This is a genomic window from Kordia sp. SMS9, assembly GCF_003352465.1.
Taxonomy (GTDB): domain Bacteria; phylum Bacteroidota; class Bacteroidia; order Flavobacteriales; family Flavobacteriaceae; genus Kordia.
The window spans coordinates 2,487,994-2,510,208 of sequence record NZ_CP031153.1 but is presented as its reverse complement, the minus strand read 5'-3'; the positions used below and the strand labels follow the sequence as shown (position 1 = coordinate 2,510,208).

Annotated in this window: 19 protein-coding genes; 9 read left to right on the top strand and 10 right to left on the bottom strand. The window is 34.2% G+C overall.

Translation table 11 applies throughout. The annotated features are described in order from the left end of the window. Nucleotides 1-28: 28 nt before the first annotated feature. The 6 genes from KORDIASMS9_RS10905 to KORDIASMS9_RS10885 form a co-directional block, all read right to left on the bottom strand. Complete coding sequence (locus KORDIASMS9_RS10905; RefSeq protein WP_114902876.1) at nt 29-250, bottom strand: hypothetical protein; 222 nt, start codon at nt 248-250, stop codon at nt 29-31. Continuing rightward, nucleotides 237-950, bottom strand: coding sequence for a hypothetical protein (locus KORDIASMS9_RS10900; RefSeq protein ID WP_162819885.1), 714 nt, complete (start codon nt 948-950; stop codon nt 237-239). Before KORDIASMS9_RS10900 ends, KORDIASMS9_RS10905 begins: the two co-directional genes overlap by 14 nt. After that, on the bottom strand, nt 910-1,080 hold the full coding sequence (locus KORDIASMS9_RS23235; protein WP_162819884.1) for a hypothetical protein: 171 nt from the start codon (nt 1,078-1,080) through the stop codon (nt 910-912). Before KORDIASMS9_RS23235 ends, KORDIASMS9_RS10900 begins: the two co-directional genes overlap by 41 nt. 247 nt (nt 1,081-1,327) lie before the next feature. Next, nucleotides 1,328-2,857 (bottom strand): hypothetical protein, encoded by a 1,530-nt coding sequence (locus KORDIASMS9_RS10895; protein ID WP_114902874.1) that lies wholly within the window; start codon nt 2,855-2,857, stop codon nt 1,328-1,330. 49 nt (nt 2,858-2,906) lie between these two features. Then, nucleotides 2,907-3,725 (bottom strand): PoNe immunity protein domain-containing protein, encoded by an 819-nt coding sequence (locus KORDIASMS9_RS10890; protein WP_162819883.1) that lies wholly within the window; start codon nt 3,723-3,725, stop codon nt 2,907-2,909. Then, entirely contained in the window at nt 3,682-5,649 is a 1,968-nt protein-coding gene (locus KORDIASMS9_RS10885) for a hypothetical protein (protein ID WP_114902872.1), read from the bottom strand. The genes KORDIASMS9_RS10890 and KORDIASMS9_RS10885 overlap by 44 nt, the downstream gene beginning before the upstream one ends. 1,222 nt (nt 5,650-6,871) lie before the next feature. Here KORDIASMS9_RS10885 and KORDIASMS9_RS10880 point away from each other — a divergent pair. Beyond that, a complete protein-coding gene (locus KORDIASMS9_RS10880) occupies nt 6,872-8,692 on the top strand; it encodes a hypothetical protein (RefSeq protein WP_114902871.1) in 1,821 nt (606 codons plus the stop codon). 55 nt (nt 8,693-8,747) lie between these two features. Here the strand turns inward: KORDIASMS9_RS10880 and KORDIASMS9_RS10875 are convergent, their stop codons facing one another. Next, nucleotides 8,748-9,479 carry a hypothetical protein gene (locus KORDIASMS9_RS10875; protein ID WP_114902870.1) on the bottom strand — a complete coding sequence of 244 codons (732 nt, stop codon included), beginning with the start codon at nt 9,477-9,479 and terminating at the stop codon, nt 8,748-8,750. Further along, entirely contained in the window at nt 9,479-10,024 is a 546-nt protein-coding gene (locus tag KORDIASMS9_RS10870; RefSeq protein ID WP_114902869.1) for an RNA polymerase sigma factor, read from the bottom strand. Before KORDIASMS9_RS10870 ends, KORDIASMS9_RS10875 begins: the two co-directional genes overlap by 1 nt. Before the next feature lie 107 nt (nt 10,025-10,131). Between KORDIASMS9_RS10870 and KORDIASMS9_RS10865 the strand changes: the two genes are divergently transcribed. From KORDIASMS9_RS10865 to KORDIASMS9_RS10855, 3 genes are all read left to right on the top strand, one after another. Next, complete coding sequence (locus tag KORDIASMS9_RS10865) at nt 10,132-11,541, top strand: hypothetical protein (RefSeq protein WP_114902868.1); 1,410 nt, start codon at nt 10,132-10,134, stop codon at nt 11,539-11,541. Between the two features lie 63 nt (nt 11,542-11,604). Next, the gene (locus KORDIASMS9_RS10860; protein ID WP_114902867.1) at nt 11,605-12,198 is read left to right on the top strand and encodes a hypothetical protein; all 594 of its coding nucleotides are present in this window, start codon (nt 11,605-11,607) and stop codon (nt 12,196-12,198) included. Between the two features lie 43 nt (nt 12,199-12,241). After that, nucleotides 12,242-15,085, top strand: a complete 2,844-nt coding sequence (locus KORDIASMS9_RS10855; protein ID WP_114902866.1) for a CHAT domain-containing protein — start codon at nt 12,242-12,244, stop codon at nt 15,083-15,085. A gap of 123 nt (nt 15,086-15,208) precedes the next feature. Here KORDIASMS9_RS10855 and lpxK read toward each other — a convergent pair whose 3' ends face one another. Then, entirely contained in the window at nt 15,209-16,222 is a 1,014-nt protein-coding gene (lpxK, locus tag KORDIASMS9_RS10850; RefSeq protein ID WP_114902865.1) for a tetraacyldisaccharide 4'-kinase, read from the bottom strand. Between the two features lie 214 nt (nt 16,223-16,436). On the opposite strand from lpxK, the gene KORDIASMS9_RS10845 reads away from it, so the two are divergent. From KORDIASMS9_RS10845 to KORDIASMS9_RS10835, 3 genes are read left to right on the top strand one after another with little or no spacing between them, the layout of a single operon-like run. After that, nucleotides 16,437-17,552: a hypothetical protein gene (locus KORDIASMS9_RS10845; protein WP_240321174.1), complete on the top strand. Its 1,116-nt coding sequence runs from the start codon at nt 16,437-16,439 to the stop codon at nt 17,550-17,552. Between the two features lie 55 nt (nt 17,553-17,607). Next, complete coding sequence (locus KORDIASMS9_RS10840; protein WP_162819882.1) at nt 17,608-19,221, top strand: glycoside hydrolase family 30 beta sandwich domain-containing protein; 1,614 nt, start codon at nt 17,608-17,610, stop codon at nt 19,219-19,221. A gap of 10 nt (nt 19,222-19,231) precedes the next feature. Continuing rightward, nucleotides 19,232-19,690, top strand: a complete 459-nt coding sequence (locus KORDIASMS9_RS10835; protein WP_114902863.1) for a hypothetical protein — start codon at nt 19,232-19,234, stop codon at nt 19,688-19,690. Between the two features lie 43 nt (nt 19,691-19,733). Here the strand turns inward: KORDIASMS9_RS10835 and KORDIASMS9_RS10830 are convergent, their stop codons facing one another. Then, nucleotides 19,734-20,162 (bottom strand): hypothetical protein, encoded by a 429-nt coding sequence (locus KORDIASMS9_RS10830; RefSeq protein WP_114902862.1) that lies wholly within the window; start codon nt 20,160-20,162, stop codon nt 19,734-19,736. A gap of 172 nt (nt 20,163-20,334) precedes the next feature. Between KORDIASMS9_RS10830 and KORDIASMS9_RS10825 the strand changes: the two genes are divergently transcribed. Both KORDIASMS9_RS10825 and KORDIASMS9_RS10820 read left to right on the top strand, forming a co-directional pair. Next, a complete protein-coding gene (locus tag KORDIASMS9_RS10825; protein ID WP_114902861.1) occupies nt 20,335-21,429 on the top strand; it encodes a Nif3-like dinuclear metal center hexameric protein in 1,095 nt (364 codons plus the stop codon). A 2-nt stretch (nt 21,430-21,431) separates the two neighbouring features. Further along, nucleotides 21,432-22,211 carry a zinc ribbon domain-containing protein gene (locus KORDIASMS9_RS10820; protein ID WP_114902860.1) on the top strand — a complete coding sequence of 260 codons (780 nt, stop codon included), beginning with the start codon at nt 21,432-21,434 and terminating at the stop codon, nt 22,209-22,211. The last annotated feature ends 4 nt before the right edge of the window (nt 22,212-22,215 follow it).

Genomic DNA, 22,215 nt, shown 5'->3' with positions numbered 1-22,215 from the left:
TAAAAGAATACCTAAATGCTTTAAAATCTTAAATCTCATAATTAATTAACAACAAAAGATCATGTACTGTAAAGTGCTTTAGTACGATATCAATATTTGCATTTTTTTGCTCGGTAATAGCGTCCCGTAAACTCTCTTTTTTCTTGAGTATTTCTTTTAGTTTTTCAACTAAGTCTTCATCTTTAAGAAGTCCGTCGTCATGAAGTCGCTTGAGTTCTCTTATGTTTTCATCATTGTCAATCTCGTTCATGCTTGATGTTTTTTAGAACTTTCCACATTTCTGGTTCACTTTCTTTTTTGGTATTTTTCAGTATAAATCCGATTAAATCTCTATGATTTAGAATGTATGATTTAATCAATTTATACCGTTTGTGTTGAATGAGATGTACACCGAATGCAATGAGTATTGAGGTAATAATTGAAAATAGCAAGTAAGTAAATTTTTCAAAATCTTGATATTGATATAATGCCCAATATATGAAGTATAAAGAAATGGTTATTAAAGTAAAATGAAGAAATAGTTTGCCTTTTCTTGATCTGTTGGGTTCCATATAGGTATTGATAAAATTAAAAAGCGCATATAAAAATAAGCCCAATGCCCAGCCAAATTCACCAATGAATTGTTGGAAATCTTCAAAACCAAGAAAACTTATATTTTGAGAGACTTCTTCTAATTCTTCAAAAGCTTCATTTGTGATAATTTTTTGTTGATAATATGCCCTGTATTCCTCTGAATCTTCAAATTTATTTTTGAAAATATTCAATAATTCGGTTCTTTTTTCTTTTTCAGAAAGATATTTATTAACGACTTCTGAATATGATTTTGGAACATCATCTATTGATTCATGAATAAAGAAAGCGGTAGTACAAACCACCGCTAATAGTAGGTGAAGATATTTTGACAGAAAGTTATTCTTCCTCGTTACTAGGTTTTGGATTTGGTCCTCCATTGGAGTTGACGCTGTCTTTTTTATCCGTTGCTTGAAATTCAATTTCATCTTCTGCTAAATTATTAGGTTCGCAGTTGGTACATAAAAACATTGCTAAAATTGACGCTACTAATAGGATTCCTTTTTTCATTTTATAAAGAGATTTTAGTTATACTTAAATCTCAAATGTATATGAAAATACCGTTGGTAAGAAATATACTAATTACGTATTAAGAAATGTTATTGCTAAAGTAAAAAAAGTAGTATAGTAGTAAAAAACTTTTGTGCTTATTTTTAAAAAAATAGGGCAAAACCCTTGTTTTTGTATGGATAAAACATTGTAATATTTTAAAAGTTTTGGATAAATACAAAACTTACGAAGCTCATAAAGTAAAAACTTAGTCTTTTGGCTTAGAAAAATGTTTTCCAACAATAAGCCATTCTCGCTGTAATCCTGTTTTATCTACGAATTTTTTTTGTTCTTCGGGTGTTGCGTAATCAATAACAAATTGCTGTGATCCGCTATTGTAATACGTAAACCGTCCTTTTGTTTTAAATTCTTCTGTTAGCAGTGCAAAACGTGAAAAATAAGAATCAGCAATATAATGTACCTTTTCCAATTTCCACTCTTTTTTGACTCCATTAACTTTAAAATGAATCCACTCATAATTTTCTTTGTCAGTATGCATGCTTATATTAGAAAACGAAAGTTCTCCATCAGTTATATCGCCCATGCGTTTCATCAACGTAATGTACTCACTTGAAGGATCAATAAATTCTAAATCGTACCAAATACATTTTCCTGTATATGGAATCATTGTTTTTGTCTCTTTATCATATTTAGTCCAACCCATGTGATAATATAAACTACTATATGGATTTGTAGTAAAAAAATCTTCCATTGAAATTTCGACAGTGTCAATAACACCGTTTATAATAAGTTCCTTCTCCATGTCTTTTAGAGAAGCTTTTGGGTTTAGTTTATAGCCTAAACTTTCTAATACTTCTAGTTGTTCTTTGAAAGGTACAGGCTCTCTTTTCTCTATTTTAGGCATATATTTTGCCCTTTCTTTTGCTTTTTCAATTTCAATATTTGTAAAGTATTCAGCAAATAAACTGTCTTTAAGTTTTGCGTATGAAACTTCCAATTCTTTTTTACTCACATCAGAATAATCAGATAGTTTTACAATTAACCTTTCAGAATAGCGACCTCTAATACCTGTATGATAAGTTTTTAAATACATAGGGTAAAATTTATCTAAAAATGGTATGTTATTCAAAATTGGGTTATACTTTGAACGAATACTATCGGTAACATACATTTCACTAACAACTCGTTTGTCAGATTCACCTATGATATCAAAAAAATTACTATTTCCATAGAATGTAACCTTAAAGCATTTGATACCAGCAATAACTTTTATATCACTAGTATCTACAACAATATTGTTAAGTAACATATTAGTAAACTTGTACTCCGCCAGTACACGGTCAATACTCATTGGCTTTTTCGTATAGCGATTCAAATATGTATTTGTTTGTTTATCTAGTATATATGGTTTTTTTAAGTATTTATACATTTTAATAAATGAATCAGTATATACCCAACGATCATATTTTGGTCTTTTCAAATCGCTCCCAGTGTTGTAACGAAGCAAAATCATATTCATTAATCTATTGTTACTTAAATGACCTTCGAGACTCGAATATTTTTTATTTTGTGGACTATTCGGATTCTTCAAATAATCTATTGTGACAACGGAGTCACTTTTTGCTAAGTAACGTTCAGCGTCAGATGAAAATAATTCCTCGTCATACAAAACTGTTTTATATACTATGTGAATTTCCCCTTTAAATTCTTCTTTTATTTCTTGTGAGAAAGAAAAGAAAAAACTCATACATAGTAAAATGGTTATGATTTTTTTCATATAGTAAGTTGTGAGCGTTGTAAACAATCACAACGCTCATGTTTATAATTTATACTAATCTATCAGGATAATATGTATTGTCCTTAAAGGAACTATCATCCAAACCTTTAATTTTGACAATAGCCGCCACTTCAAATGCCCAATAGCCATAAAAGGAGTTAGGATGATTGATATGACTGTTATACCATGAAAAATCCTTATGAACCTTATACCAATATTTATCCAAATATGACTTTATACTTTTTATCAAAGTAGTTTTGTCGTCTTCATCTAAAATATTAACTATCCGTTTATTCATTTTTGGAATAGCCAAAAATTTAGAATAAGATTCTTCTTTTATCACTTTTCGATTTGGAAAATGATACCTTATAAGATTTTCATAAAGGAAATCTTTCACGTTGTCTCTGTCAATAAGTTCAACTATGGGAGAAAATTTTTCTTTTGAAATATCTAATAGAATACATAAAGAAATAATAGTCAACATTTGATGGTACGCATCTAAATAGTATTGATTTAATTCAATTCTTTTTCTTCCATGATGAACTTTTACTTTTTCTTGAATCCAATAATTAGGTAATCTTACAAGAAGTTCTTCTAATTTTTCTTTCAAAAAAGTGTTATCAGATTTAATACAATATGAAAAATTAAATACGTTTATATATTTAACAACTTGTACTCTCTTGACTGTTTTAATTCTATCCGAAGAAATGAGATTGCTTCTTAATTTCTCTTCTGTTTCTTCTATTATTCTTATAAAATCTTTCTTTAGACTGAACAGATTTTCAATATTTAATTTATCATTCATCAAACAAATATAATTAAATTTAAGGTGTGAAATCTCCTGCATCTCCTGTAATAACATATCCATCAGCATTTATTTTTTTATATACGATAGAACCATCTGGGGATACTTTTGCAAGTACTCTTTCATAACCATCATTAATAATATTATTGTATAAATTTGGATTTTCACCAACAGCTTCAAATAGTCTATTATTTCCTAAAATCCAAGCATCACTCATTTGCCTTGTACCGTCTGCCAGTGTGCTCAATGAAGATGAACCAGTGTATTTAGACTCTACTATTATGTATTGCCCTGTTTCTGGATTTTTGAAAACGTGATCTATACCGCGACTTGATGCCGAAGGCAAATCAATATCAGTAATTCTATCAACGTGTAAATCTTCATAACCTTTACCAATTAAATCAACATCAGTTCCCATTTCTGACCAATTTCCTTTCCTTGTATTAGATGCTGTCGCTATATCGGGTTTATGTTTCTTAACTAGTTTTCTTTGAGTTTTGTAAACATTCGTAGCATACCTTCTTACAACTGGTGTGGCGGTACTAATCACTGTACCTGCTCTTCTTATAATTTTGAATACTTTCCCAAAAGGTGTATTGTCAATTAGTATAGATAATCCTGCAACCGCTCTACTTTGTTCAGCGCCATCAAAATCTTTTCCTTCAATAAGAATAACAACATCTTCTAACGGTGTACAATAACGAATACCTGTTTGTACTGCCACCCAAAAGTTTGTCCATAATTGATTTAGATCAACACTAGGGTAGTTGTTATATGGATGCGGAATTTCAAATAATCTTTTGTCTTCTTTACTATTGTAAAAAATTATAGGTAATGGTTCGGCAGTATGAGAAACACCGTTCGTAATTGTTTGCGCGAAATCCCCATCTAAAATTGTATCACCATTGTTAAGTTTGTATTCAGTATATGTATACCCTTTAACATTATCAATTTCATGTCGAATTTGTGAATATGGTAAGGATGTAACATTTCTAAAAGTTCCCGAATAATCTTGCCACGGAGTATCTGATGTTTCAGACTTTATCAATAAATATGCTTCAAGTTCTTTTCTATTTATTGGATCTTCCTCATTTAGTAAATCTTTTATTTCCTGCTTAAAGTCTTCATTTTCTGGTCTGTTTACCCATTCTAACATTTCTAATGGGATGTCAATACCAAGATCATTATAAATGTCTGGCACATTTGGTACAACCACAGGGTTTTGTGTAGTTATAGAAGTAGTGTTAGAACTAGTTCCTGCATTTGAATAATCAATAGGATTCGTTGTAGATTCTGTTCCACTACCTCCTGGTGATGATGGCGTATCCACTAAACTAGGTTCATCATCGGGACATAAGGTATAGGTTTCAAACCAATAATAACCGACCGTACAATTTTGTCCACCTAAATGTACACCACCATCTTCTTCACCAAAATTGCAATATTTTACGATAATTGTTGTGCAGTCTTCTCCCAAACTTTTTATGTGATCAAGACTACCGTCATAACTCACGGGCTCTGAATTTATTTTCCCTGCAAACGGTGTTTGCTCATCAACAGCTGCTGCATCCATATACGCATCCGTTGGATAATAATTTAAAATAAATGCTTCTGTTGGTGCAGTGTCACTGAATTTTACGATAAGGTTGCTAAATGTTTTCCCCTCTTGGTTGTGTTTGTAAATTGGAATAGAAAAGGTAGTAAGACCATTCTCGTCCTGTATAAACATGTCTTGATTGTAGAGGATATCAAAACCGTTTATTTGTTCTAAAGATGTTGTTTTGCCATCAGTTATGGTGTCTGATTTCTTTTTAATTTTTTCTACAAAAGAGTTGAGCTTACTGTAGTTTTCAATTCTCCCTTTTTGCAGATGAGAATGTTCGTTTTGAACAACAAGCTGATCGTCATCTTGACAGCCTTGTAGAAATAAAGAAAGTCCTACAAGAAGGATTCCTAGTTTGAAATAGTTTGCAAATTTTTGCTTCATAATTTTTACTTTAAATAATTAATAATCGTAGCAATACAATCAAAGGAGTTTGAGTTTTTTTAGTATCTATCATTTAGATTTGGGGAGAATATAGATTTAGATATTTCAGAAAAACTTAAATTATCAACAAGGTTTCCTCTTAAAAATAATAGTTTAAAACCTACTATTTAAGAGGAAAAAACTTTGTTTTGAGTTGTGAAAGTACTATTATTTTATTTATAAAACATAACTTTTAATGTATTATACATAATTTTATGTTTTAAAAGTAATTGAATTACGGTTTTAGCATAATTTCAAATTTTAGAAATATAACCTTCTACTATTGGGTATTTTAAATTTTGAAATTGAATTCTTATTATGTCTTCTGAAGTTTGGAGATTCATACCAATTAAACTATACAATACAATATATAAACTCGTTCATTTGGTCTCCTAATTCCTTGCGACTATTTTCCGTAGCTACGGCTATGCAAAATATTCACGGCGTTCTATGAGATCAAAGCAACTTCGCCTCTAAAGTCGCATTGTATAGTTTAATTGGTATAATTTGGTGATGAATAATCAAAATAGAATTTGATTTTTGGCTACTATTCAGCACTTTTAATTGTTGGTAAGTTATACATAAAGTATTTCTGAATTTTACGGCTTTCCGTAATTACTTAAACTTAGTTTTGTTTTGGTAAAAAATTATAAAAAAGAAAATAGATACTTCTCTTTTCATCCTTTTTTAATAATTTTATAATCTATTAATAGTAAAACTGAATACAAAAATGAATACGTTTTGTGCTTAAAACAGCTTAAAGTTAAAATTTAAAATATTGATTTTCAGTATTTTAAATTTTAAAATTGAGTTGGTTACTCGCCTTTCTTGTTTCTACATTTCTTAACTTTCTATTTTGTATGAAAGTTTATTCAACTAATTCATAAAAACTAACAAAAGTACTCCGTGTTCATAAATCCGTTTAAACAGTAAACATTGTAAGTGTTTTACTTAAAACTTTTCTTACATAATTACGTATATTTATAGTAAGTTTTTAATTACTTAATTATTGTTTAAAAAGATACAAAAATATGGATACTTACACCTTACCTACTTTTATACCACACTTTTTGCACTCTATTTTACAATAATACCTTTCCCCAATTTCTAATGGTTGTATCGCGTAAGCGAATTCCGAAAAGCTTTAATAGAGTAGGAATTATTTAATCAACACCAATACACCATGAAAAAAAATTTTAAAAAGTATTTGGCGCTATGTACCTTAATCTTAGTGACCATACTTGCCTGCCAAAAAGAAGAGCAAATACCGCAAGACGCCGTAACTGCTACTACCACACAAAAAGCCGAAAATGCAGACTCAGAACGCATTGAAAGAGCGCTCAGAGAGTACAAAGGAAGAGAAGTAGAAGGAAATTTTATAGGTAGAGTCATTGATGAAGACAATCAGCCGATTATAGGCGCTACGGTAACCTTGGGTGGACAACAAGAAGTTACAGATGCAAATGGTATCGTATCCTTTATCAATGTCATTGTAAACCAAAACTTTGCCTACGCACAAGCATCTGCACAAGGATACTCCAACGGATCGCGTGTTATGGTACCTACGGGATCTAATTCATTTACTATCAAACTATTCAGTTTAGGTAATGCGCAAGTAATTACATCTGATGGTGGCGAAATATCCATTAATTCAGAAGAAATTGGTGAAACATACATTCGCTTTAATGGTGGTTTCATGGATGAAAACGGAAATCCATACAATGGTAATGTCTACGTTACTGCAAACTATTTAGATCCTTTATCGGAAGATACTGCTAATACCATGCCTGGAGAATTGTATGGAATTGACGCCAATTATCAAGAAGTTGCTTTAGGTTCGTATGGAATGATCAGTGTAGAAATGAGAGGAAGTGCTGGAGAAAAATTACAAATTACAAATCCTGCACAAATTGAAATTCCAATTCATCCTAGCCAAATGGGAGCGGCGCCAGGTTCAATACCAACATGGTCCTTTGATGAAAATTCAGGAGTTTGGGTAGAAGAAGGAGTAGCTATCAACAACGGAACGCACTTTGTAGCACAAGTAACCCATTTTTCATTCTGGAATTGCGATGCACCATTTCCTGTAGTAAATTTTGATGCCACTGTTGTGCAATCGGGAACAACTACACCATTATCTGGGATGACCGTAACCATTTCATACAGTACTTTTTCAAGAAGTGCCGTTACCAATGCAAGTGGTGTCGTAAGTGGAAAAATTCCAAGTGGACAAGTATTAACCATTACAGTTACAGATCCATGCGGTACCGTAGTTTCTACAGGAACTTATGGACCGTATACTGGAGCAACTTCCTTAACACTTCCAGCTACTTTGTCAACGGTACCTGTAAATGTTTCAGGAACTGTAGTAAATTGTAGTGGTGCTCTAGTAACCAATGGATACGTGATTTACAAAGATACAGGAGGACAAACATTAGGATTTGCCACAGTAACAACAGGAACACATAGTTACACTGCGGTTGCTTGTTCTATTCCTATTACGATTGTAATGGATGGACTTGATAATGCAACAGGGCAAACTATTGTTACTACAGCAGCAATAGCAAATCCAACTGCAACAGCAAACCTAGTTGCTTGTGGTGGAACACCAACAGAATTCATCCGATTTAGCGTAAATGCTGGGCCGTTACAATACAACATTATAAATCCTGGAGGAGGAGTACAAACACCAAGTTTTATTAACTTAGGTGCGCAATCACCGACCAGCGGAACGTACATTTTTGGAAATACCATAACACCAGGTACGTATCCTTTTGATACAAATATGGCTGGTCCACCTGCATTAGCTATGGAAGTATTAGGAGACGTTAATGGTATTGATCCTGTGGCAACAGTTGGAATTCCAGGTGCAATTCAATTTACAATACTCAATGTTGGCGGAGTTGGCGCCTTCATGGAAATTGAATTTACAGGAAATTATATAGACCGATTTGGAACAACACGAACTATTACTGGGGAAGCCTACATTATTCGAGATTACTAATTGACAATTAAAAATGAACACAAAGCGAGATTTCTTTCTACAAGAAGTCTCGCTTTTATAATTTCTCTAAAATTGCCATAATTTCTTTTTGTTTGTAGTCCGAATTCAGCTTTTGTAGTTTTTGAAGCTGTTCTTTCGCTGTTGCTGAATTTTTATTTTTGAGATGCATCAACGCGGAATACCATAAGGATTCTGCTTGATACTCAAAAGTGGTGTTCGTAAGTGAATTTAATTCGTTCAAAGCCAACTCGTATTTCTCTTGATTCATCAATGACATCGCATAATAAAACCGAATACTCGAATTTTCTTCATTTTTTAATAGTTTCTCAAAAGCGATCTCTGCACTCTGAAAAGCATTGCTTTCGTACAGTGTAAAAGCTTCAAATTGTGCATCTTGCGAAGTTGTTCCTCTGGTTACAGGCAAATAGGTGTTGGGACAAATTTCAAAATACGCATCAAATACATCACCATTTCCCGTAAATTGATTGATCGCAAAAAAAGCGCCCACAATAAAAACAGCCGCAACGGCAATACGTTTTATAACAGTAAAATTATTTTTTTGCGGTGAAAGCGGAATGACTTCTTCTTCCCTATTGTCATCCAACGTTTGCAATCGTTTTTTTAAGGCTTTATCATTTGATAATTTAAAAGCCGCAGTCATTTCTTGATGCATCTCGTAGAGTTCTTGCAATTCAGCATCCGACTGTAACAATTTTTCTGCGCGCGCTTTCTCTTCAACAGATAAACGATTGGCAATATAATCTTGTATAAATTCTTCCTTATTCATTATACTTTTTTAAACAACACTTTTAAACGTTTCAAACATCTCGATTTATGACTTCGCACGGTATTTCCGTCTTTATAATCGGTCAATTGCACAATTTCTTCCACCGTTAAATTCCGATAATAAAACAATTCCAACACCTTTCTACAGCTTTCAGAAATGCTATCCAAGTATGTACTTAATGTTATGGAACGCTCGGAAGGTGTAGTTTCTTCAATGGCAATTTCATCATACGCTTCTTCTTCCGTAGTAACATTTATCAGTGTTTTTGCTTCTTTTAATTTTTTTAAAATCTTAAACTTTCCAATACCAAACAGATACGTTTTTATAGAACTTGAGGTCAGTACCAATTGCGAATTCACAAAATTATGATGCATGGCAATAATCGCATCTTGGTAAATGTCGGTAGCGTTATACGCATCCAAACCATACTTTTTTGCATAATTCAAAAACTCGTTTTTGTACGTTACATAAATAGTCTCAAGCGCCTTTTTATCATCAGATCGTAATAAATCTTGTAACTCAGCATCTGTGCTATTTCTACTCATTAGTGGTTTTAAAAATTAAAATATTAACAATAATTCTAAATTTTTTTCGGGTAGCTGTTAATATTAAGCCTGTTAAATATACAAAAGGATAAACAAACGTATTTATCATGAAATCAAAATTACACATACTCTGCTTCATCATTTGTCTGATGTGTTTTCAAAATGCTGATGCACAATTATTTAAAAGATTAAAACAGAAAGCAAAAGAAAAAGCAAAAAACATTGAAAATAAAGTCGTTGACAAAATTGACAGGAAAGTTGACAAAACAATTGATGATACTATTGAAGGAAGAAACAATCCAAACCAAGGAAAACCAACGGTAAAAAAAGATAAATTATCCACAGCCACAGGAAAAGATTTTGGCAATATTTCTATCAACCATTCACAAACGTATGGCAATGTAAACATCACGGAAGCAAGTCAGATGAAAATTCTCAAAACCAATACAGGATATACGATTTCTGGAAATTGGTGGTCGCACGAAGCGGATATTTATGACGGGTTTTACATTACTATTAAAACAAATAAAGATTTAATAAATGACAACTCAAACGTACATACTTTCAAGATTCCTGAAGAAGCAACACTTCAACTAGGATACGATCCGCAATTACCATATAACAAGAAATCTGACGATAATTTTAAACGGGCAGTTACGGACGATTATCAAAATTATGATGTACTGAAAGGGAGAATTAGCGTAACAGAGTTATCTGAAAAAAAGGTACAAGTTAGTTTTTCAGGAAATGCTTCATTAAGAAAAGTCATCCGCGAAGCCAATAGCGATGATTTTTCTGAAACATTTTATGAAGCTTCCGTAGGTGGTAAAATCAATGGAAAAGATCCAAAATTTACGAACGAAGAAACCATAAGCAAAACAAAAGATACGGAAACAACTTCCAATTCCGATTCAGGATTTAGCATCACTCCAAATACTAATGACACAGCAACACCAGGCACGTATCAATTTATGTATGAAGCGGTTACAGAAATCTCAGTGCCAAACCAAGGCAGAAGTTACAAAATGTCTTATCTCTTAAATCCAAATTCAGACTACATCGGTATCAAAGCAGATATGAGCGAATACTCGGAAGGTGAAATGGGCGGCGAATCGGTAATGGTGATGGACAAAGGAAGTGTGCACATCTTTGTAGAATCGGCAGGTATGAAATTGCGAATGTCGAAAGGCATGATGGGCGGAAAAATGAAAAATCCAACGGATCAAATGGCAAACTATGATTATACAAAGCTTCAAAAAACAGGAAATAGCAAAACCATTTTAGGCGCAACTTGTTACGAGTATGCCATGTCTGACCAAAACAACAAAATCAATTTTTGGGTAGCGCCAAATGTAAAACTGTCCAACTGGTTCATTCAAGGTAAAGGAGTTGTCGATGGGTATATTATGGAATATTCAGTACAATCTAACGAAGGAAATATGACCAGCAAAACAGTTGCTATCAAAGAAAACATCAACAGAACCATCAATCCGAAAGAATACAAGAAAATGTTTTAAGACTTTACTTTGAATCATTAAAACTTAAACAATTACACTCAAAAAAATAATTTCAAACTATATATGAAAATAAAAAATATCAACCGTATCGCATATACCATCGCTATTTCCTTTTTACTAATTTCTTGTTTTGGCGATAAAAATACAATCATCGGACAAGATTTAGGAGACACTAATTTTATAAACACTAACTTTTCGGGAAATAAAGTAGCATTCTCCGCACTTCCAAAAAACATGTGTTCGTACATCAACGAATCAAAACTAAAAGAGTTTTATCCTGACTCAAAAAAAATTCTATTTGATGAAGGCAAAACATTTGCTTCAAAAAATTGTCGATTCTTAGTGTATATGAGCGATGAAAAATTTGATTTTTTAAGCGGAACCATCTTCGCAGCTGAAAATGTAATAGCAGAAGGTGAAGATTGGAAACAAACTTGGGAATTGAAAAAGAAAATGTCCAAATCGTCCGCGTATGTTTCAGGTTTGGGACAGGCAGCCATTTGGGTGGGTAAAAAACGAGAACTCTCCATAAAAATGGAAGGATATATAATTACGATTACCATTCCTGGATCACCATTTAACAAAGAAGAATTAGCCAAAAAGAGAGATTATAAAAACATTGCTATTGAAATTGCCAAAAGCACAGGACTTTTTTAAAAAGTTGTATTTTTAAGCAAACTAGTAGCCTGATTTCATAAAAATGCAACAACCCAAACCATATCTTTTTTCAAAAGTACGCATCAGTTGTATACTATGCGTACTATTCTTTTGTACAGGTTTGAAAGCTAAAAGTTTCACATTTCAAAAAGTGCAACAACAAGATACCCTTGTAAAACCGACAATTACTTTCTTGTGGGGGAAATCGAATGCCTTGGTCAACACCAAACAATACGATACCTTATTAGCGTATTTAGACAAACATCTCAAAAATGTCCAACCCAAAACGGAAGCGGATAGTTTGAACATGGCAGATTTGTATTACAATCAACACCAAGCACATTATAACCAAAAAAACTATTTAGAAAGTGTAAAAAGTGCAAATGTTGGACTTACCTTTTGCAAAAACAACAACAGCCAACGCGGCAGGCATACTACAGGCGTTTTATACTACAAAAGAGCTTATGGAGAATCAGGATTAAACTTTGCCAAACGCGCAAAACTGAGCATGAAAACTGCGCTGAAATATTTAACGGATACCAATGATAAAAATTTAGATTATTTGGTAGATGCATACGTATTTCTCTCCAGTCAAGCTTCCTATCATGGAAATTTAGAAGCTGCGAAACGGTATATTCGTTTGGCACATACAACTTATGACAAACACCGTGAATTTCTCGACAAAGTAAGAAAAGACCGCTATGAAATAGTATTGGCGTATCGAGAAGCGTATTTGTTGTATAAACAAGGAAAAAGCCAAGAAGATAGTTTGGCGCTGATGAATGTCGTAAAAGAGTTAGACCAATTGCGCAACTCTCCTAAGTTCAACAAACACGAGCAAATTTATTACACTACTTCCATGAATCACGTGGGCGATTGGTATATCAGTCACATTCACGATTCATTGCTTTCTCCCAAAGATTTGCAAACAGGTTCGTATTACTTGGACAAGTCCATTGATTTGGTGGAAAACGAAGACTTTAAAGGCGATTTGATTACGTTTAAATACAACAAATGCAAAGCGCTCACGTATGGAAACGAATTGCCCAAAGCAGAAAAATTGATTGTAGCACTGTTGGATTCCATGTCTGAAAACGATTATCGAAGATCTTTTTTTCTTGCCCAAAAAGCACTCATCAAAGCGAAAAGGAAACAAAAAGAGAGCGCATTGCAAATTTTCCATACGGTTATTGAAAAAATTCATTCGGACACTACGGTTTTAGCCAAAGATTACAGCAATTTCAAACCGAGTAAAACCTACGGAGAAACACGATTGATCCGAAGAGTTGCCGAGAAATTAGAAAAGTTTTACAGAGACGATCCTGTAGTTCAAAAAATACTTCCAGCACTCTATCGCATTGCCTTTTTACAATTTGAAAACAGTTATGCGCGTACGAAATTCAATCCTGGTCAAAACGAGGTTTTACGAAAAATTCTTCACGGATCATTGCTCGCTAAAAAGGAATATCCAAATTCAGAAATTATTTCAGTACGCGATGTATTAAGTCGTACCGAAACCATCATGAATCAACTAACTTGGCAGCAATTTTATCAAAACCGATTTACAAATACATTGCCACAGCTCGATTCGTTAAAATTTAGACATCTCTACTTACGCACACAACTTACAGCGGCAAAACGAGCAAAAAACATTCGCAACATAGATTCCATTCAAGAACGCATCAACGACCATACACGCTTTACCAATAAAACCTTTCCAAATTTAGAATTGGTAAGCAATCAAAAATTTGAAATAGACGCTTTACAAAAACACTTACGTGGAGATGAATTAGTGCTAAAATATATGCTGCTCGATTCCGAAATTGCCATCTTTTCTATTACTGCCAAAACGATCAATTGGGAACTTCGTCCGTGGACAGCAACTGAAATCGCCTTAGAAGAAACCTTACTCAACAGCATTCGCAACAGAACGTACGATGTACAATCTGCCACACTTTTAGCCGAAAAACTGTTGCCAGAGATTGATCAAAAATTCACTAAAATCATCATCAATCCGGATGGCGAACTGTATCGTATTCCGTTTGAAATTCTTCAAAAGAACGATCAATTTTTCACCAAAAATCATGAAATTCGATACACCTCTAATTTAGGATTCATTCACTTAAAAAATCAGCCACCAACATCTCAAAAAGGTCTTTTAGCGATTTACGCGCCCAAGTATCCAAAAACAGAAAACGCACTTGCCACGCGAAACAATAGCAATTCCTTTTTAAAAGGTGCCAAAAAAGAAGCGGAAGTTATTAGCAAATTATTCCCGTCAAAAATCTATATCGGAGACAACATTTCTAAAAACTATTTCTTAAAAACTGCGCCAAAAGCTGGTATTTTGCACTTGGCAATGCATGCCGAAATCAACAATGACGAACCTGGACTGAGCAAATTACTCTTCAACAAAAACAAGGAAAGTGATGACGATTTGTATTTGGAAGAACTCTACGCATTGCAGCTCAAAGCCGATTTGGCAGTGTTGAGCGCGTGCAACACAGGGTTGGGAAAAGAAAGTGCGGGCAGAAACTTAGAATCTTTTCAACGCGCATTTACCTTTGCTGGCGTTCCTGCAACCGTCGTGAGTTTATGGGAAGTTCCCGATCAATCGACCAGTGAAATCATGGGTAGTTTTTACACCAACTTAAAAGCGGGAAATACCAAATCGGAAGCCTTGCAAAAAGCCAAACTCAACTATCTCAATTCGCACAAAGGCACCAAATTAGCGCAACCGTATTACTGGACAGGTTTTATATTGTACGGTGATGAAAGTGTAGTTGACATTCCGCCGACTTCTAATCTTGTTTGGTATGTTTTAGGAATTGGTTTATTGATGTTATTTATTTCAATCTTTAGAAAAAATCGTATGAGAAAAGCTTGAAAGTTTATATGTTATACCTATTTACATGTAAACTCCCAAAACGTCACTTCGAGTGGTTTTCTGTCATTGAGCTTGTCGAAATGCAGAAAACTGTATCGAGAAGTACTTTGAAACCTAAACAAGTTACGATTCCAAAAACAGCTTAACTTTCCCTTGAAACTCCGCTTCGCCTGCCAAAAACGCAACTTCAATTGGCAAATAATACAACTTGTCCAAACGACCTTTCAAACGCATAAAATCCTTTTCGGTGGTTAACATGCGTTTGTCTCCTACTTTCTGTTTAATCGTTTGAATATCGCTTTCGCTGAAATGATAATGATCAGCATATTCAAGGTGCGTATACTGCAATTGTTGATCGTTTAAGTGTTGCAGCAACGGTTTCGGATTCGCAATTCCTGTGATGAGTACAAATTCGGAAGCTTTCAAAGAAGACAATAATAGTTCTTCGCTTTCGCTGTAAATGCTTTCAGAATAGGCAATCGTCGTAAAAAACACTTTTTGCTGTGCTTTTGGGCGTAATTTCTTTACAATTCGCGTGCGTTCTGCTGCAGAAACTTCGGTTGGACATTTCGTCACAATAATCACATCGGCGCGTTTGGCTCCGGAAATGGGTTCGCGTAAATTTCCTGCGGGCAACATAAAATCATTCGCATACAAATCGTAAAAAGGCGTGAGTAAAATATTGAATCCCGCATTGACTTTTCGATGTTGAAACGCATCATCCAACAAAATTACTTCTAGTGAAATTGACAGGTTCCGTAAGGTTTCAATTCCGACAGTGCGCTTTGCTTCTACCGCAACCTGAATGTCATTTTTAAATTTATGGTAAAACTGCAACGGTTCATCACCAATATCAGACGCTGTAGTGTGTTCATCCGCCAACAAAAAACCCGTTGTTTTTCGTTTGTAACCTCTGCTTAGTGTCGCAACTTTATATTCATCTTTCAGCAAACGAATCAAATATTCAATCATGGGAGATTTTCCCGTGCCGCCAACACTAAGGTTTCCAACACAAATTACAGGAAAACTATATGAAGTCGATTTCAAATAGCCTTTATCAAACAGCCAATTGCGCACAAATACAATGGCGCCATACAGCACAGAAAAAGGGAATAAAAGCAGTCGAAGTCGTCGCATAAAGCGAAAATATCATTTTTTAAGCTAGAAATGAAAATGTAATGCTGAATATTCGGCAGTATTCAACACAAAGATGCATGCAATGGCAAACTAACTAACATGAAAACCTAGATAGGTAACTTTAATTCTAAACAGAATGTCGTATTTTTATAAAAAGTTGAACACACAACAATAAAAAGAAACCCACGTATAAATTATCATTGTTATTTAAAATATGAAAAAGCTTTCATTTCTAGTCTTACTACTCATTTCACATATCAGTCTAAACAGTTGTAGCAACGATGAAAATACTCCTGAAAATGATGGAAATAACGGAACAACACCAATACTAACAGATATTTCTGTAACATCGTCTGAAACTTCAATTTCTTGGAATGACGAGAATGACTTATTGCAAAAAGTAGAAAATGCACTAAGTTATACGTATGGAAGTGCAAATGTGAGTGAAACTGAAAAAGAACAAATTTTTAATGTTGATACAACGCAAGTAACTGCGACACTAAATTTTAAAACTGCATTTCAGAATGTCTATAACGATTCAAATCCATCAAACAATTCAGTGACAATCAATTTGGAAAAAAATGTAGGTGTGCAACTAAAAGCAAATGGTCCAGGAAATACATACGAACTCATTACTTCTGTATTGGCGCCAGGCCATAATCCTATTGAAACGCCAGATTGTAGTCACAATGCTTTTGGCGAACATATTGATGAACTATTTGATGCCGAACTAAACACAAATGTTTTTCGGTTTTACATTCATACAACGCCAGACGATGATCGCTGTTTAAATTTTGACAGACAACGCAATGAGATAAAAACCTATAATCAATCACCCGATAATTTAATAGGCATTGAAAATGAAAAAGTAGTGTACAACTGGAAATTTAAGTTGAATGCAGGATTTCAATCTTCGCCAAATTTCACACATTTACACCAACTAAAATCCGTTGGAGGATCGCTAGAAAGTATGCCAATGTATACCTTAACCACAAGAAAGGGAAGTCCTGACAGACTTGAATTGCGCTATGCAGAAACCGACAGTCAAAGCACGTTGGCACAAACAGACTTAGCGCCACTTGTAAATACGTGGCTGGAAGTTACAGAAACCATTGAATATGGCGTTTCTGGCACGTATGAAATTGAAATAAAAAAAGTTAGTGACGGGAGTGTTCTGTTTTCTTATGCAAACTCATCTATTGTAAACTGGAGACCAGAAGCTTCTTTTGTAAGACCAAAATGGGGAATTTATCGAAGTTTGCTGAATGCCCAAGACCTAAGAGACGAAGAAGTGCTATTTGCTGATTTTAGCATCACAGAAATTGAGTAGTCTTTTGTTTAATTTAAAACGCAATGTAGTGAATGTCCTGAATACACCATCAATAGTGAAACTCACAAAACCGAATACAACATTTTTAAAAACACTCATTGCAGCTATTTTAATTACAGCCTGTACTTCTAAAAAAAGTGAATTCTCATCTGTAGAAGTTTATCAAACCTCGGCGTCTGGCGATAATCTTAAATTAATTCCACAAAACGCTATGCAATCATCCACTGACAATGGTGAAAAAATTAGTTTGCTTATAAAACCGAATCAAAAATTTCAAGAATATATTGGTTTTGGAGCTTCTTTCACAGAATCGTCCGCGTGGAATTTGGCAACCATTCCAGAAACACTTCGCAAAGAAGTCCTAACAAAACTTTTCAGTCCCACAAAAGGTGCTGGATTTTCACTTACGCGAACACACATCAACAGTAGTGACTACGCTAATAATCATTACAGTTATGTTGAAGAGAATGATACAGACCTTTCTACATTTACGATCAATGAAGACATCAAAGGATTTTCAGGTAACGAAAATGATCAAGTAAAAGGTATTGAATTGGTAACGCCTAGTTATGATATGATTCCAATGATATTGGAAGCTTCTAATATTAAAAATGCAGACTTTAAAATTATTGCTTCTCCTTGGAGTCCGCCTTCTTGGATGAAACAAGGAGAAACTGCTGAAATGACAAACGGTTCTTTAAAACCAGAATTTTATGGTGTTTGGGCTACCTATCTTTCAAAATATATAAGTGCTTACGCTGAAAAAGGCATCAATATTTGGGGAATAACACCTCAGAACGAACCATTACATGCACACGATGCACGTTGGGATAGCAATGGATTCTCTCCAGAACAAGGACGCGATTTTTTAAAAAATCATTTTGGTCCGCAACTTGTCAAAGACGGACATCTTACTCTTGATAATTTAAATTCTGGTGTACGCGTGTTGATATATGACCACAATAAATCTACAATGAATAATTATGTAAACGCTACCTACAATGATCCAGAAGCAGCTAAATATGCTTGGGGAACAGCTTTTCATTGGTACGCGAGCTCAGAACTTGAAAAGAATAACTATCATGCAGAAGCATTAGATAGCCTAAGAACAAATTGGCAAGGAAAAGGAATGATTCATACAGAATCTAGCATTGATATTGACGCGAACGATCCTGTAGGGCAATATTGGAGAGAAAGTACAGATTACGCAGGTACTTTTGTGCCTTTTGACACATACATTTACGATATCATCACCGATCTCAATCACGGTACGCAAGGCTATGTGGAATGGTGTATGATTCTCAGCAACAAAGGACAACCCAATCCGTATGATAATTTTAATAGTGCACCAGTCTTGATCAATCCGATAACGGACGAAGTCATATATACGCCGCTCTACTATTTACTCAGCCATTTTAGCAAATTTATACGACCTGGAGCGCGCAGAATTGCTATTGAAGGTAAAAAAGCGGAAGGTATTGTGTATACTGCGGCTAAGAATCCTGACAAATCTATCGCTGTTGTTGTTTTTAATAAAACCGAGAAGCCTGTAGGTATCGAATTCACTTTACAAAACGAAACTCACAACATAGAAATTGCGCCAAGAGCATTGCAAACCATTCATTTTAAGAATAATTCTTCTGACGAGAAGCACTTGAATCATCATTAAAAAACCGAAAATGCTCAACGAAATCAAATTCCCCATCATGGATATGACCGAATTCCTCTTTGAAAGTGAAAGAGTGTTTTTTTCAGATTTGACTTGGGAATCGAAATTCACATTCAAAGAAAAATACATCAAAAAAATCCCCAAATGGAAATACATTGATGCTGATGGCAAGCTTTTGAAGGTGAAAATTATCAAAAAGGAAAAAGTTAATAGTTTGCTATCATTTCTTTCGGCTCCAAAGTATAATGTAGAACTTGCCATTGTCCCTACTGGAAAAGTCTACAAGCTTGAAGAGTTGAAAAAGGAAATCCTATTAAAAAAAGAAAAAATGTTTCATATATATCATAATAAATTGATGACTCTTGATGTTTATGAACGTGCAATTAATAATGCGAATAGTTTTCTTGAAATAATTGACATAGCGTCATTTGGAGACTACAAAGAAAATAATAGCAGTGAAAATCATTAACTAAGAGAATGAAAATTCTGAACTATACAATCCGACTCCCTCTCTACTTCTTCACATAAATCTTCTCATTAGAAGCAAACAATACTAACTGCTTTTCCTGTTGTTCGCCATGCGTGATTAAAATTTTGAAAAAACGATAACTATCGGGATACACCGAAATTTGTGGCGAAATCAAATTGGCGGTTTTGTATAATTTCCCTTGTGGCGATTGTTCAAAATTGGCAATAACGATGTAATAAAAACTTTTAAACGCCTGAATATCTTCATCATCCGTAGCGCGTTCGTCACTTTTTACTTTAATAGCTTGCATTCTAAAATGTTCGTTGCTTCTGGAAAGCACATTGTTTTCGTTAATTTCTAGCACGACTTTAAACAAGCGATCGTCTTCAATAGGAATAATTCCACTTCGCAACTGAGAAAAAGCACTAAAACTGATAAAAAAAAGAATGAGTATGATTACATTTTGTTTCATGGCGAATGCTATTTTTTGATTTCTTTTTTAAGTTAATTATTTTGCCCATTCCACCCGAAAATTAGTTTGTAAGCGTAGCAACGAATTCGTAAGCGTTCTAAATAGGCATGCTTTTTATTTTTTATTGTCATTTTTTAAGGCTAATTTCTATATTTGATAAAAAGGAAGAAAGATGAAAGTTCAAGATATCATGTCGCACATTGAAGAATTCTGCCCGCTTGCCTATGCGGAAGATTTTGACAATGTCGGTTTGCTCGTTGGAAATAGCCAACAAGAAGTTTCTGGCGTATTGATTTCGTTAGATACCCTTGAAAATGTGGTGGATGAAGCTATTGAAAAAAATTGCAATATGATTGTGAGTTTTCATCCTATTATTTTTTCAGGCTTAAAAAAAATTACTGGAAAAACCTATGTGGAACGCGTGGTTTTAAAAGCGATTAAGAACGATATTGCTATTTACGCCATGCACACTGCACTGGATAATTCGTGGAATGGCGTGAGCGATCGGATTTGTGATGAATTAGGTTTGACAAACAAATCTATTTTAATTCCGCAGAAAGCAACGATCAAAAAACTCATCACGTTTGTACCCAAGACAGCCGCTGAAAAAGTCCGCAATGCCTTGTTTGCGATTGGTGCAGGAAGTATTGGGAATTATGAAAATTGCAGTTTCAACATCGAAGGTTTGGGAAGTTTTCAAGGAAATGAAGCTTCAAATCCTACGATTGGCAACAAAGGGGAAACCCATTTTGAAGAAGAAGTACAACTCGGAATTACGTTTGCACGACATTTGGAAGGAAAAGTGATCAAAACTTTGCATGAAACACATCCGTATGAAGAAGTTGCCTATGAGATTACAACCTTGGAAAATACGAATCAGCATATTGGTATGGGCATGATTGGCGAATTTACAAATCCAATCAACGAAGTGCATTTCATGACACTTTTAAAAACAAAAATGAACGTTCCAGTGGTGCGACATTCTGCTTTGTCAGGAAAAATGATTCAAAAAGTAGCGGTTTTGGGCGGAAGCGGAAGTTTTGCTATTAGTGCTGCCAAACGTGCTGGCGTGGATGCGTATGTGACGGCAGACTTGAAATATCACGATTTTTATCAGGCAGAAGGACAATTAATTTTGGCAGATATTGGGCATTATGAAAGTGAACAATACACAAAAAATCTTTTATTTGAGCATCTTACGAAAAAAATTCCTAATTTTGCGATCATTTTATCAGCAGAAAATACAAATCCAATCAAGTATTCATAGATATGGCAAAGAAGAAAGAAGTTACGGTCGAAGAAAAATTACGCGCGCTTTTTGATTTACAATTAATTGATTCTCGCGTAGACGAGATTAAGAATGTTCGCGGAGAGCTTCCTTTAGAAGTAGAAGATTTAGAAGACGAAGTAGCTGGCTTAAATACTAGACTTGAAAAACTTCACGGTGACCTTGATCAAATTGATGAAGATATAAAGAGCAAAAAGAATATTATTGAAGAAGCAAAAAGCTTAATCAAGAAATATACAGAGCAACAAAAAAATGTTCGAAACAATAGAGAATACAACGCTTTATCGAAAGAAGTTGAATTCCAAGAGTTAGAAATGCAATTGGCAGAAAAGCACATCAAAGAATTTAAAGTTTCTATTGAGCAGAAAAAAGCCGTGATTGCACAAACTAAAGAACGCGTAGACGAAAGAGAATCGCACTTAAAGCACAAAAAAGCTGAATTGAACGATATTCTTGAAGAAACGAAAAGAGAAGAAGAATTCCTTTTAGGAAAGTCTGAAGAGTTTGAAAAATTAATCGAAGACAGATTGTTAGCAGCTTACAAACGTATTCGTAATAATGTACGTAACGGTTTGGCAGTTGTTAAAATTGAAAGAGGCGCTTCTGGAGGTTCGTATTTTACAATTCCACCACAAGTACAGGTTGAAATCGCTTCTAGAAAGAAAATCATCACTGACGAGCACAGTGGTCGTATTTTAGTAGATCCTGCATTAGCAGACGAAGAAAAAGTAAAAATGGAAAAACTGTTCGCTAAGTTTTAATTCC

What these genes read in the sequence shown, in the direction of transcription:
- KORDIASMS9_RS10875 (WP_114902870.1), bottom strand. Translation starts at nt 9,479, where the DNA reads ATGAATAAGGAAGAATTTATACAAGATTATATTGCCAATCGTTTATCT.
- KORDIASMS9_RS10820 (WP_114902860.1), top strand. Translation starts at nt 21,432, where the DNA reads ATGGCAAAGAAGAAAGAAGTTACGGTCGAAGAAAAATTACGCGCGCTT.
- KORDIASMS9_RS10900 (WP_162819885.1), bottom strand. Translation starts at nt 950, where the DNA reads ATGGAGGACCAAATCCAAAACCTAGTAACGAGGAAGAATAACTTTCTG.
- KORDIASMS9_RS10895 (WP_114902874.1), bottom strand. Translation starts at nt 2,857, where the DNA reads ATGAAAAAAATCATAACCATTTTACTATGTATGAGTTTTTTCTTTTCT.
- KORDIASMS9_RS10835 (WP_114902863.1), top strand. Translation starts at nt 19,232, where the DNA reads ATGCTCAACGAAATCAAATTCCCCATCATGGATATGACCGAATTCCTC.
- KORDIASMS9_RS10855 (WP_114902866.1), top strand. Translation starts at nt 12,242, where the DNA reads ATGCAACAACCCAAACCATATCTTTTTTCAAAAGTACGCATCAGTTGT.
- KORDIASMS9_RS10865 (WP_114902868.1), top strand. Translation starts at nt 10,132, where the DNA reads ATGAAATCAAAATTACACATACTCTGCTTCATCATTTGTCTGATGTGT.
- KORDIASMS9_RS10885 (WP_114902872.1), bottom strand. Translation starts at nt 5,649, where the DNA reads ATGAAGCAAAAATTTGCAAACTATTTCAAACTAGGAATCCTTCTTGTA.
- KORDIASMS9_RS10905 (WP_114902876.1), bottom strand. Translation starts at nt 250, where the DNA reads ATGAACGAGATTGACAATGATGAAAACATAAGAGAACTCAAGCGACTT.
- KORDIASMS9_RS10860 (WP_114902867.1), top strand. Translation starts at nt 11,605, where the DNA reads ATGAAAATAAAAAATATCAACCGTATCGCATATACCATCGCTATTTCC.
- KORDIASMS9_RS10825 (WP_114902861.1), top strand. Translation starts at nt 20,335, where the DNA reads ATGAAAGTTCAAGATATCATGTCGCACATTGAAGAATTCTGCCCGCTT.
- KORDIASMS9_RS10845 (WP_240321174.1), top strand. Translation starts at nt 16,437, where the DNA reads ATGAAAAAGCTTTCATTTCTAGTCTTACTACTCATTTCACATATCAGT.
- KORDIASMS9_RS10830 (WP_114902862.1), bottom strand. Translation starts at nt 20,162, where the DNA reads ATGAAACAAAATGTAATCATACTCATTCTTTTTTTTATCAGTTTTAGT.
- lpxK (WP_114902865.1), bottom strand. Translation starts at nt 16,222, where the DNA reads ATGCGACGACTTCGACTGCTTTTATTCCCTTTTTCTGTGCTGTATGGC.
- KORDIASMS9_RS10890 (WP_162819883.1), bottom strand. Translation starts at nt 3,725, where the DNA reads ATGGATATGTTATTACAGGAGATGCAGGAGATTTCACACCTTAAATTT.
- KORDIASMS9_RS10870 (WP_114902869.1), bottom strand. Translation starts at nt 10,024, where the DNA reads ATGAGTAGAAATAGCACAGATGCTGAGTTACAAGATTTATTACGATCT.
- KORDIASMS9_RS23235 (WP_162819884.1), bottom strand. Translation starts at nt 1,080, where the DNA reads ATGAAAAAAGGAATCCTATTAGTAGCGTCAATTTTAGCAATGTTTTTA.
- KORDIASMS9_RS10880 (WP_114902871.1), top strand. Translation starts at nt 6,872, where the DNA reads ATGAAAAAAAATTTTAAAAAGTATTTGGCGCTATGTACCTTAATCTTA.